The following is a 12,640-nucleotide window of genomic DNA, read 5'->3' on the forward strand; positions in this document are numbered from 1 at the left end:
AGAACCTGTAGGCCAATCAGACGAATCACACCTCATTCCTGATAGACCCCCTGTGGGACCTATAGGACCTCACGAGGAGCAGCAGGTCACAGGTGCAAGGGCCTGCGGGATTTGCCTGCCATGGCTGCCGAGACTCGCGCCGGTAGCGTTGTTCGTGCGCCTGAGCAGGATGAGGATGCCGCGATCCTGCGGAGCGGCTTGTTCACGGTCGGACCACCTGGGTCATTTCGGTGTCCGGGGACGGTGCGGGTGCAGGCGCGGGCCGGCGGGCGGTGTCACTGATTCTGATCAGGATGCCGATGAGGGCCCAGTTGGCGATGACGGACGAACCGCCTGCTGCGAGGAACGGCATCGTCATACCGGTCAGCGGGATGAGACCCATGACACCGCCGGCGACGACGAACACCTGGATGGCGAAGGAACCGGACAGGCCGATCGCCAGCAGCTTGCCGAAGGGGTCGCGGGCGGCGAGCGCCGTCCGGACCCCGCGCTCGACGACCAGGCCGTAGACGAGCAGGACCGCCATCATTCCGGCGAGACCGAGCTCCTCTCCGACGGTGGCGAGGATGAAGTCGGAGTTGGCGGCGAAACCGATCAGGTCCGAATTGCCCTGACCGAGACCAGCGCCGAGGGTCCCGCCGGATCCGAAGGCCATCAGCGACTGGGCCATCTGCTCGCTGGCCGCGAGCTTGCCCCAGCCTGCGAACGGGTCTAGCCAGGCGGTGACACGGTCCTGCACGTGAGGTTCGAAGGTGGCCACGCCTACGGCGCCCGCCCCCGACATCAGCAGACCGAAAACGATCCAGCTGGTCCGTTCGGTGGCGACGTACAGCATGACGACGAACATGCCGAAGAAGAGCAGTGATGATCCGAGGTCGGTCTCGAAGACCAGGATGAGGATCGAGAAGGCCCAGACCATGAGGATCGGGCCGAGGTCACGGCCGCGGGGGAGGTAGAGCCCCATGAAGCGGCGGCTGGCCAGAGCCAGGGCATCGCGCTTGACCATGAGGTAGCCGGCGAAGAAGACCGCGATGATGATCTTGGCGAACTCACCCGGCTGGATCGTGCCGACGCCGGGGATCTTGATCCAGATCTTGGCACCGTTCACTGGGGTGAAGAACATCGGAAGGATCAGCAGGAGCAGTGCGACCAGCATCGAGATGTAGGTGTAGCGCTGCAGGATGCGGTGGTCCTTGAGGGCCAGCAGGACGACCACCAGCAGTGCCACGCCCGCGGCCGAGAACAGCAACTGCTTGGAGGCGGCAGCGACGAAGTTGGCGGTCTGCTGGAAGCGTTCCGACTGGTCCAGCCGCCAGATGATGGCCAGACCGAGACCGTTCAGCAAGGTCGCCAGCGGCAGCAACAGCGGGTCCGCGTACGGCGCGAACCTGCGTACGGCGATGTGCGCGACGCCACCGAGCAGGGCGAGGCCGAGCCCGTAGCCGAGCATGCCGGCGGGGAGTTCGCCGTTGAGGGCGAGGCCCACGTTGGCGTACGCGAACACCGAGATCAGGACGGCGAACGTGACCAGCGCCAGCTCGGTGTTGCGGCGGCTCGGCGCGTCGATCGTGCCGACAGTGGTGGTGGTGTTCGGGGCAACGCTCATTGTGCTGAGAGCTTTCTACGGCTTGCCGCTCACCGCACTGCGGGACCTTCCTCTGAGAGGCTAGGGCCGGGAGTGGGAGTCGCAGTCGTCTTGGTCCCCTTGGCGGGGGACTTGGCGGAAGTGCTGTCGGTGGTCTCGTTCGCCGCGCCCTGGTCCTTGGCGGCGTTGGTGTCCGCCTCGGCCGCACGGCGCTGCGGCTCCGTCTTGCAGGCGGAGGGCTGTGCTTCGAGCCCGACGACTTTCTTGCAGGCATCAGTGAGACTGTCCTCGACGACTCTAGCCTCGACCTGGTTGTGCCAGTAAAGCGAGAGGTTCCTGCAGTTTGATCTTGGGAATTCTCCTCGATCTTCGACACGGACTCAGACCAGGCCGATTTCGCCGTAAAGATGACTTTGTCGTCCTTGGTGTCCACGTAGAACTACGTCCGGCGCTACGCACAGTTCACTCGTCCCCACCGAACGGCTTGACCGAAGTTTGACCAACGACGCCGCGAGGGGCCATCCGTCCAACTTCAGCGGCAAACCCCAGGTTGTTGCGCAAGTGTCGGTTAGCGGGAGCGTGTTACACGCCGACTCGCATCTCCGCATGCACATGCAATGACACTTCGCGAAGCGGGAGCCACGGTCGGGAACGTCGCACTGGGGTAGCGGCCGCCGCACTCTTGCTGGTCCTCCCCGGTAGTCGTTGCGGACTATGCCCGAGGCCTCACTGGCCTGACCCGATCTACCAAGAGCCAGCAGCTCCAGCATCAGTCGGCCGCACACGGCCCGTTCTCCCACGCCAGATGTCTATCGGCGAGAGGGTCAGCCCCAAATCCTGGACCATCCGAGCCGAGTAAGGCGACCGATCATCTGTTTGGCCCCACCGCCCGTCAGGCAGGATCCCGTCATATGCGCACACACTCCGATGCTCGCGGGTCCTGGAGCGCTTGCGTGCCCAGACCACGTCCACGTTCATCAAGCCCTCGGAGCTGGGCGGAGGACACATGCCGCCCGGGTCGAGCAAGGCCCACCTTGCAACGGTGTTTGCTCTGACTGGTGGGCAGGTGTTACGGCCTGAGTCCTCGTCGTTTGTGGTGGCTGACGCGGGCTTGGTGTTGTCATCTGCATCGCCATGTCGACCAGTGCAGGATGTGGTCGACAGGCGGGGGGCTGCCGGTGGGTGAGGCGAATATGATCACGCGTCTGATCTCGGCGAGGCTGTGGTGGATGAGCTGGGAGTATCCGTTTCTGCTTTCTCCGCATCGAGTTCGCGGGCCCGCAGGAACCGCAGACCGGCAGCGCAATTAGCCGGCGACCTGGCCAGGTGTCGTGAACTGGGCAAGTGGACTGGTAAGCAGCGATCGGCCGGGCGGGGCGTTGACGGCGGAGCAGATGACCCGCATGCCGTCCGCATCCGTGATCCTCAACTGGGCCCGGGATGAGGCTGCCTGATGGATGGCAGCCACCTGTGGCCAGCCGACAAGCACGTTATCAACCAGTTCGGCGCCCCAGGGGCACCGTTCCAGACCTCACCACCAGTCTCGACGACCAGCGTTCAGGCCGATGCGGGGATCTTCAGGACGTTCTGATGGATCGTGTCAGTGACGGTCATGCTGGCGGAGTAGGACAGCGAAGTCACGGGTGCCGCCCGGGAGTCCGCTCGGATCAGCGTCTGCCGCCCCCACCGATAGCGCGGAGGGGTCTCTGAGCCAGGGCGAGATGGGCAGCCTCGATTGATCGGCGCGGTGTTCGGGCCGGCGTTCCCCACGCTGAGCTGCGACCGGCTCCCCGGTGCCACTCGGGCCGTAATCGACGGCTCCCATCAACGAGTGTTGCGCGTAGGTCTTCTTCCCAGTCAGGCTCTGCGACCCGTTTGTCCGGAAGGTCGCGTGCTGGCCAACTCTCGGACATTTTAATTTTGCACTATCCGTACCACCGCGAGCGGTAGCACCGTCGACGACACGGTGATCATGGGGGCAGCCGATCGTGCCACCTCGGTCGACAACACACAACAGCGCCTGGTTTAGCGCGAATTGACGAACTCGAGTGTTCTGTTCCCCACTTATTAAAAGGAGTTCCCTTTGCCAACCCCAACCCCCCGAAGATCGAAGCTGATGGCTCTCGGGTCTGCCCTCGCGATCCTGACGGTCGTCCCGCCGTCATTGGCCACCGCGTCGGCCACCGATCCCGGGACGACGACACACATGTCGGATGCCGCTGGAGCCCGTCCCGACGCGCTACGCACCGTCACTCTGATCACCGGGGACACCGTCACCGTCACCGCCGACGGTACCGAGACCAGACAGGTCAAGGGACCAGAAGGTGAAGGCATCGACTTCGAGATCAACAAGGTCGGAGAAGACACCTATGTCTATCCCGACTCCACCCTGCCGTACGTCTCCGCCGGGCTCCTCGACAAGAGTCTGTTCAATGTCACGCGGCTTCTCGCCGACGGCTACGACGACGCGCACACCAATCATCTCCCTCTGCTCGTCAGCTATACCGACAGCAGCGCCGCCCGCGCCCAGGCACTCCCCGCCGGAGTCACAAAAGTCCGCACCCTCAGCAGCATCCGGGGCGCCGCGCTGACCGAAAAGCGCGACCAAGCGGGCAACTTCTGGTCCGGGCTCACCGGCAGGACCGGTGCGCGAGGCACCGAACGCGCCATCGGCGACCCCCGGCCTTCCTTCACTCATGGCATCGCCAAGGTCTGGCTGGACGGGAAGGTCGAGGCCGCGCTGGCCGACACCACCGCGCAGATCGGCGCCCCGGAGATATGGGAAGCAGGCAACACGGGTAAGGGCATCGACGTCGCGGTGCTGGACACCGGCGTGGACTCCGGTCACCCGGACCTGGCGGACCGCATCGCCGACGCGGCCAGTTTCGTGCCCGACGAGGGCGTTTTCGACGACTACACAGGCCATGGCACGCACGTCGCCTCCACCATCGCCGGCACCGGCGCCGCCTCCGACGGCAAGGAGAAGGGCGTCGCCCCCGGCGCCACCCTCCACATCGGCAAGGTGCTCGGCACAACGTGCGATGTTCTCGGCTGCGGCGCCCACGGCAGGGAGTCGTGGATCCTGGCGGGCATGGAGTGGGCCGCCCGCGACCAGCACGCCAAGATCATCAATATGAGTCTCGGCGGCGCCCCCTCCAGCGGCGACGACCCGATGAGCCAAGCCGTCAACAGGCTCAGCGCGGAGACCGGCGCGCTCTTCGTGATCGCGGCAGGCAACAGCGGTGCCCCATACACCGTCGGCTCGCCGGGCGCCGCGGACGCCGCGCTCACCGTCGGCGCCGTGGACACCTCGGACCAGCTCGCCGACTTCTCCAGCCAGGGTCCGCGCGCAGGCGACTACGGGCTCAAGCCGGAACTCACCGCGCCGGGAGTCGATGTCCTCGCGGCACGTTCGCACCTCTCCGAGGGTGATGGCCACTACCGGACAATGAGCGGCACCTCGATGGCCGCCCCGCACGTCGCGGGAGCCGCCGCACTGCTCGCCGCAGCGCACCCGGACTGGACCGGCCAGCAACTCAAGGACGCCCTGATCAGCTCCGCCAAGGCCACCCCTCACTACACCCCTTATGAGGCTGGCGCCGGCCGCCTGGACGTCGCGGCCGCTGTGCGGGACACGGTGTTCGCGACCGGCAGCGCCTACTCCGGCTACCACCTCTGGCCGCACCAGCCCGGCGAGAAGGGCGACAAGGCGGTGACCTACACCAACATCGCCGACGCCCCGGTCACACTCAATCTGGTCATCAACGCCCCTGATGCACCCCAGAATCTGTTCACCCTGTCCGCCACGCAGGTCACCGTGCCCGCGCACGGCACCAGCGAGGTCACGCTCACGGCCGACCTGGACCATGCCCCCCTGGACAGCCACTTCAGCGGCGTGATCAATGCCTTCGGCGCCGACGGGAAGGTTGTCGCCCACACCCTCATCGGGGTCGGCAAGGAGGCCGAGCGCTACAACCTCTCGGTCACCGCCAAGGACCGCGCCGGCAAGCCGCTCTCCGGGCAGCTCACCGTGGCGGGAAGCAATATTTTCCACCAGTACGAGCTCGATGAGTCAGGCACGGTTGCCGTGCGGATGCCGGTCGGCACGTACGCCGTGTGGCTCAAGGCCGACGTGCAGGGCACGCACGGTCCGCGCTCCCTGGGCAAAGCCATGCTGAGCGCTCCTGAGATCATCTTGGACCGGGATCGCCAGGTGATGCTGGATGCCTCGGCGGCCCGTCAGGTCAAGGCCATCGTCCCGAAGGAGACAACCGACTCCGAGGTTCGCATGGACATCTACCGAGCCTTCGATTCCGACCACTTCACATCGGGCACCCTTGACCCCTCCACGCCCGGGTACGACAGCATGTGGGTGCTGCCTACCGGCAAGAAGGTCACCAAGGGGGACTTCGCCTTCGGCGTGCGCTGGCGCAAGGAGGAGCCCGCACTGACGGTGGTCTCCGGCAACCGGAGCTTCGACGACCTCAGGGTCCAGCGGGGCGAGGTGCCGCTTCCCGATGGACGGATGACCCTCGACACGATCTTTGCCGGGCAGGGCGCCGCGGCTGACTACGCCGGGCTCCAAGCTCAGGGCAAGATCGTCGTGGTTCGCCGCAACGACACGGTGACGCTGGGGGAACAGGCGGCCGCTGCCGCCCAGGCAGGTGCCCGGCTGCTGCTGGTCGTCAACGACGGAGTGGGCCGACTGCAACCCTGGCCCACCGCCGTGCAGTCCTTCGCCTCCCCGCCGCCAGTCACAGTGGCCACCCTCACCCAGGACGAGGGCGAGGAGCTGATCGCCCGGATCCGTCACGGTAGGACCCCGCTGGCCTTGGGCTCCAGCCGCATCACGGACTACCTCTACGACCTTGTCCGTCACTACGAAGGCGCGGTGCCCGCCGACCCGACCTACCGGCCGGAGAAGGACGACCTGGCCCGCGTTGACGTCTCCTTCCGCAATCACCGGCCAGACCGGGCGTCCGACTACCGCTCGGACATCTGGCAGGGAATCGCGATAGGCGCATCTTTCCTTCACGAGGCTCCCGCCCAGGGTGATCGCACGGACTGGGTCTCTGCCGACTCGGACGTCCAGTGGGTGGAGCGGGCCCAGATCCCCGGTGAGGTCCAGGAGTCCTCCGCGACGCTCCGCTACAAGGCCGGCAGCACCAGCAGCCTCCATTGGTTCGGCCCGATCCAGCGCCCGCGCCTCGACAATCAGACAGGGGTGCAGCGGCGGACCGACGATGAGATCTACGCCAATGTCCCGGGCTGGGGCGACTCCGGTGGCGGTCACGTGGGCACCACTCTTGGCAACCCGGGAGTCAACAATCTGGTGACGCTGTACCAGGGAGACACAACCCTGGGCCAGTACTACTCCGACTGGATCGCGGTCGCGGGACTCGACCCGAAGCGTCTTCCCTACCGGCTGGTCTCGGAGAACTCCCGGGGCTTTTGGGCGAACCCGTACTCCACCAGCACGCGAACCGAGTGGGGTTTCACTTCGGCGGCCGGTGAGCCCGGCACGACGGCGGTCTTGCCGTTGATCCAGCTCGACTACAAGGTCGACACCGACACCTCGGGCAAGGCACGCCGGAACGCCGAACTCGTGGTCACCCCCTCCCATCTCCCCGGAGGGCCGAGCTCCAAGGCCATCGGCGCCCTCACACTCGACATCTCCTACGACGACGGCGCCACCTGGCAGAAGGCATCCCTCACCCACCGTGGCGACGGCTGGGAGACCACGCTCCACGCTCCTGCCAGAACCGCGTACGCCACCCTGCGCACCTCTGCACATGACCGCCAGGGCAACAGCGTGACCCAGAGCATCACCCGGGCCTTCGGGCTGAAGTAGCCACTCTCAAGCTCGTCACCTGGGCGGGACTGCACACCGCGGCCCGCCCGGGTGTCGAGCCTGGATCCGGGCGGGGCCCAAGCGTTAACCCGAATTCCGCCGGGGCGCGCCCGCCGTCACACCGCGGCACCCACGTGAGTGCGGCAGCGCGCCACTCCCCCGCCCGGTGAAGGGCACTCAGGCCGAACAACAAGGTCTCCAAGGGGACATGACGGGATCGTCACATGCGCGGTGCCCAGAACTCGACTGGTCGCCGTACACCCTGACTTCGACGACCACCAAGACGCCCGGCGCGCCATCCGCCGCGCGTACGGCCCCAGTTCCTCGGCGCACACGACGAATGAACCCTCGCCGCCGCCCGGATCGAGGAACCATGACGGGTCACCGAGCCGACCGCCGCACCAGCACAACGCATGGCCGCGCGCCCTCGCGAAAAAGAGCGCCGCGCGGACATGGCACATCCAACCGGGCAACTGGGCGGCGCATTGCAACCTCGGGTACGACGAGCTGGACACCCCAGCGCAACATGACCGGATCTGGCTGCGCGAACAGCCTGGGCGACCTCCGCAAGGCGGGATTGGTTCAGGCCAAGAGGGGCATAGGAGCTGGCTTGATCTTGACTCGGGAGCCCGAAGAGACTTCCCTGCTAGGGGTCTACCTCGCCGTGGAGGGCGGGGGCCCGTTCGGGATGCACCACACTCCGCCAAACCCCGACTGCCCGATCGGTTTCGGAATCCGGCCGGCCCTGCAGCAGGTGTACAGCGGACTGGAGGAGCAGATGCAGCAAGAGCTGGCTCGTACCACGATCGCCGACATGCTGCGGGATGTCCTCGCTCAGCAGAGATAGAAGCCCTACTCTGGCCAAACTCCCAACTTCCGTGACGCCCGTCGGTTCGGCTAATTCTCGGATCGGCGCACCGGACCTGATCACCTTCGGGCTCAGAAGTCCTTCAGGAGTGCCTGGCAGGCCGAATGAGCAATCCAGGTCTGGGCGCGATCAAACGGCCAGGCGCGTTCCCCAACGAGCGTGATCCACGCATGCGGACCGAGGTAGAACAAGAGTAGGTCGATGGCCTTCGCGCGACTGACCTCGGCACGGAGTGCGTCGAGCGCAACGAGCCGATCGGCCACGCGCGTCAGGGCTTGGACGTAGTCGTCCGCCCCCCGGTCAAGAACCGCCTTGACGGCGGGTTCCCCGGGCGGGTTTCGATAGAAGAGCCCATACACGAGCTCCCAGTGGCGTTCGTGCGTAAGCCGGGTGCCCTCGGCGGTCAACTCGATCACGGTACGTGGGTTGTCGCTGGCCTCAACTGCGGCAAGGGTGCTGGCAATAGCCGGGTCCGTGAGAGCCGGTTTTAGCAGGGCCGTCAGGATGCCCGGCTTGTTGCCCACGCTGCTGTACACGGTTGGCACGGCGACCTTTCCTGCCTCCGCGATCTCCCCGATGGTGACCCCGGCGTACCCGCGGGCCAGAAAGAGTGCGTGTGCGCTGCTCAGGATGGCTTCACGCGTGGCGGCTGCCGAGTTGGCGCGGCGGGGTGAGTTGTACTTCCGGGTGGTGGTCACCGGCGCATTCTACCTCTTCTACAGTAGGTGACCATATTGACAAGGCACCTATCTAATGAATATTGTCCCCTACATGACGATAGATTCCCTCAACGAGTCCACGGCGGTCATCGAGACCCGGCTTGCCCACGGGGTCCACCGCGTGGCTACCACCCTGCTGGCCGAGGCGGCCGTTCGCCCCTCGGTACCGCTCAGCGCACTGGCACAGTTGCGCGACTTCCTCGTCGTGAACCTGCGCCATCACCACGAGACCGAGGACGACGACCTGTGGCCGCGGATCGTCGCGGCAGCGCCGGCCACGGCACACGAGCTCGACGCACTGACCGAGGAGCACGAACGACTGGACGCCGCTCTCGACCGGCTGGCCGCCACAGACCTCGGCCATGGTGAGGGCGCCACGAGTGAGGGAATCCGGGCCGCGCTGCACGACGCGGCCGTCGCAGTACGTGACACGGTGCATGACCACCTGACCCATGAAGAGCCGATCCTCTTCCCCGCACTCCGCGACCACGTCAGCCCTGCGGAATGGAAGGACTTCGCGCAGCGGGTGATCTCGACCACGCCGCCCGTGGCCGGACACCTGATGGTCGGATTCCTCGATGAGGTCGGCACACCCGCGGAGGTTGAACTGGTGCTCGCGGGCCTGCCGGAGCCGGTGCGCCCGCTGCTCCCCGCCATGCGCACCCAGGCAACAGACGATCTGAAGATCCTCCGCGGGACTGGCTCATGACCTCTGCCACGGTCAGGTGGCCGGATGCGGCAGACGCGGTGATCAGGGGTGACCTCACCGTTGCGGTCGCCTATGTCACCCCGGCCGGCGGTGCCGTGGTCACCAGTGTTTCGCCAGTAGGCCTCGGAGATCGGGGGGTGGGCCGTGTCGGCTTCACCACCTCGCTCGGTTTCCCGAAGAAACTCGAGCGCATCCTGCGGGATCCGCACGTGTCGCTCGCCTACCACACGCGCGAGCACGGCTTTGCCTCAAGTAACGCCTACGTACTCGCACAGGGCGCAGCATCGGTCGACCTGCGCCCGTCACCTGAGCGCCTGGCGGAGTTGATGCGGGCCTCCGAGCCGTTCCTCGGGGAGACCAAGCGCGGGCCGGTATGGGATTGGCTGCTGCGCGAGTATCACCAGGAGCGCGTTTTCGTCGACGTCGAAATCGAGCGTGTCACCGTCTGGCCCGATCTGGCGGCCCGGGATGCGATGACCGTCACTGGCGCCACCTGGCCAGAGGCGCCAATCGAGCAGAAGCCGCCGAAGAACGGCACGGGCCCGCGTGTCGAGGTCCCCGCAGTCGCGCGCCAGATCAGCGGACTGCCGCACCGGGTGCTGGCCTACCGAGGCGCGGACGGCTTCCCTGTGATTCTCCCCGTGAGGGTCACCGGGCACGACGATGCGGGGCTGCACCTTGACGTGCCCTCCGGACTGTTGCCGCCGGGCGGGCGGCGAGCCGGGTTCCTCGCTCATGCCTTCCAGCCTCAGTGCGTCGGGCTGGGCATGCGAACGCTCACCGGCTGGCTGACCGTCACCGATGAAGGCGCCATCTACTCCCCCCATACCTCCAAGGGCCTGGCCGCGCCACCGTACAAGACCCTCCTGACGGTCTCGAATGGCCTGCTAGCCAAGTACGGGCTATGGCGTGCCCGTCGCGATGGCACGGCCGCCCGCCTACAGCGTCTCGCCGCCCCCGGCCCAGTGGACTAACTCAAGCGAGCCGGGGCTGCTTACTGAGCGGCATGGTCAGGTGGGTGCGGTTGGGCGCTGAGTGTGCCGGCGCCAAGGATGCTCGCCCGGATAAGCGTCGCCAAGAACTTCGCCGTGGCATGGCCGCGCCCTATGTTGGAGGCGCGCATTGGGTGACCGCACTTTTCCTCAGCCCAGTTGCGATCGACGATCGAAGAAGACCGTGCGAAATTTTTGACCAATCGGTCCACATTTGCTCTGCTTGGCTCGGCACAAGAAATTTGCTCCGGGTTCCTCGATGGGGCCCTTTCACCTCCCGCCCTACCAACGGCCGTGCGATCCCGGCGATTTGTGCACCGACCCCTGATCCTGGAATGCCACTCCAGGACTCCCGTTTTTGGAAAGGTCTTTGATCATGACAACACGTGAAGTTGCGGTGGAGAACATCGTCCCCGAGAAAAACATCGACGAAGTCGAGGCTCTCTGATCGACGGCGAACACGCAGTCATGCTGGGCCGGTTCACGCGCGTCGCAAAGAGCACGGGCCGAACCTACGAGATGCCCATCGCCATGTACTTCCAGGTGGCAGGCGACAAGATCGTCAAGATGCACCTCTACGAGGACACTCTCAAGGCGTCTGAGGCCTACTCCGACTGACGGCCTGTTTCATCGCCGGAGCCCCCGCTTGCCAGACACGGTGGCTCTCCTGCCGTTCATCTCACTTTCACCCCCTGCCGCATCGCTCGCCAGCGCCTGGAGCGCAGCCTTTGACCCCGTGCCGCTTGAGCACCCAGACCTGAGCGCCCAGGCGTTCGCTGCTCTCGATCCGTTCTCACAGGCGGCGCTGGACGTCGGGTTCTCGGCAACGCATGCCGCCCCCTACGTCAGCCTCACCCTTGGCGCCCGACCACCTTGAGCACATTCGCCCTGGCGGCGCGGGCGCCACGCCGCCAGTCCCCAGGCCCTGACGCCCATCACCCCGCCTTCAGGGCGATGAACTGCGGCGGCCATGGCTCACACCGCAGCGGCCGCCGCTGCTTTCCCTCTGCCTCCGACGGCTGCGTACCTCGACGCCCCCGCACCCGGAAGGCGGTCATGCGACAGGTGCCCTCATGCGACCACTCGCCGGCCTCCTCGAGCGCCAGCCACGCGCCCTGCGCTCTATCCGCGCGATTGCCGAGCAGTCGACGGTGCCTGTGGGAGGCATCACCTCTTGCGTTTCTTGACCTTGCAGTCCATATCCCCTTTAATTGACCGCGCGGTCCATAACTTCTCCAGAGAGCCGCCGCCACCCTCTTCACATGTCTACTGGCGGCGCCGCAATGGCAACGGTGCGGTTTGGTGCTCCCTGGGATACGTGTCGGGGGGCCCAGACTCGGAAGGAATTTGACATGACCACGCGTGACGTCGTTGAGCAGTTCTTCGGCCTGTTGGCCGGAGGGGACCCGGACAAGGTTGCAGAGGCCTTCGCAGAAGAAATCGACTGGTATGTCCCTGGATCGAAGTCGCTCCCTTGGACAGGGCGGCGCTCCAAGGGGGACGAAGTGGCCGACTACTTGCGGACGCTGGGGTCGAACATCCTGCCTGAGAGGAACGTCGATGAGGTCGAAGGGCTGCTCATCGATGGTGACCACGCAGTCATGCTTGGGCGGTTCACGCGTGTCGCCAGGAGTACCGGCAGGACGTACCACATGCCCATAGCAATGCACTTTCAGGTCGCAGGCGACAAAATCGTCAAGTTCTACCTCTACGAAGACACGCTGAAGGTGGCCGAGGCGTACGCCGACTGATCGGATACCCCCAAGTGGCCCCGCGCTGAGACAACCGGGCGCCTCGGAGCCTGCCGTGTGCGCGACGCACCGCGCTCCAGGCCTCAATATCTTGCGCCGCGTCAGGACTGTCTGCCTGTGGCAAGAGCATCGCGATCAGTGACAACCCGAGCCCGGCCGCATCGG

General features: G+C 66.1%; 7 protein-coding genes. 5 read left to right on the forward strand and 2 right to left on the reverse strand.

The features are described 5' to 3' along the window. Window positions 1-202: 202 nt before the first annotated feature. Window positions 203-1,606, reverse strand: coding sequence for an FtsW/RodA/SpoVE family cell cycle protein (locus tag OHA88_RS00125; protein ID WP_328623684.1), 1,404 nt, complete (start codon window positions 1,604-1,606; stop codon window positions 203-205). A 2,095-nt stretch (window positions 1,607-3,701) separates the two neighbouring features. On the opposite strand from OHA88_RS00125, the gene OHA88_RS00130 reads away from it, so the two are divergent. Together OHA88_RS00130 and OHA88_RS00135 are read left to right on the forward strand one after the other, a co-directional pair. Continuing rightward, window positions 3,702-7,436 (forward strand): S8 family serine peptidase, encoded by a 3,735-nt coding sequence (locus OHA88_RS00130; RefSeq protein WP_328623685.1) that lies wholly within the window; start codon window positions 3,702-3,704, stop codon window positions 7,434-7,436. A gap of 526 nt (window positions 7,437-7,962) precedes the next feature. Further along, window positions 7,963-8,283, forward strand: coding sequence for an Rrf2 family transcriptional regulator (locus OHA88_RS00135; protein WP_328623686.1), 321 nt, complete (start codon window positions 7,963-7,965; stop codon window positions 8,281-8,283). Between the two features lie 92 nt (window positions 8,284-8,375). Here the strand turns inward: OHA88_RS00135 and OHA88_RS00140 are convergent, their stop codons facing one another. Further along, a complete protein-coding gene (locus OHA88_RS00140) occupies window positions 8,376-9,002 on the reverse strand; it encodes a TetR/AcrR family transcriptional regulator (protein ID WP_328623687.1) in 627 nt (208 codons plus the stop codon). A 73-nt stretch (window positions 9,003-9,075) separates the two neighbouring features. Here OHA88_RS00140 and OHA88_RS00145 point away from each other — a divergent pair, with 73 nt between their 5' ends. The 3 genes from OHA88_RS00145 to OHA88_RS00155 all read left to right on the forward strand — a co-directional run bounded on the left by OHA88_RS00145 (window position 9,076) and on the right by OHA88_RS00155 (window position 12,475). Next, window positions 9,076-9,732 carry a hemerythrin domain-containing protein gene (locus tag OHA88_RS00145; protein WP_313934974.1) on the forward strand — a complete coding sequence of 219 codons (657 nt, stop codon included), beginning with the start codon at window positions 9,076-9,078 and terminating at the stop codon, window positions 9,730-9,732. Continuing rightward, the gene (locus tag OHA88_RS00150; RefSeq protein WP_313934975.1) at window positions 9,729-10,706 is read left to right on the forward strand and encodes a hypothetical protein; all 978 of its coding nucleotides are present in this window, start codon (window positions 9,729-9,731) and stop codon (window positions 10,704-10,706) included. Before OHA88_RS00145 ends, OHA88_RS00150 begins: the two co-directional genes overlap by 4 nt. A gap of 1,370 nt (window positions 10,707-12,076) precedes the next feature. Beyond that, on the forward strand, window positions 12,077-12,475 hold the full coding sequence (locus tag OHA88_RS00155; RefSeq protein ID WP_313934976.1) for a nuclear transport factor 2 family protein: 399 nt from the start codon (window positions 12,077-12,079) through the stop codon (window positions 12,473-12,475). Window positions 12,476-12,640: the final 165 nt, after the last annotated feature.

The organism is Streptomyces sp. NBC_00353 (assembly GCF_036108815.1).
Classification (GTDB): Bacteria; Actinomycetota; Actinomycetes; order Streptomycetales; family Streptomycetaceae; genus Streptomyces.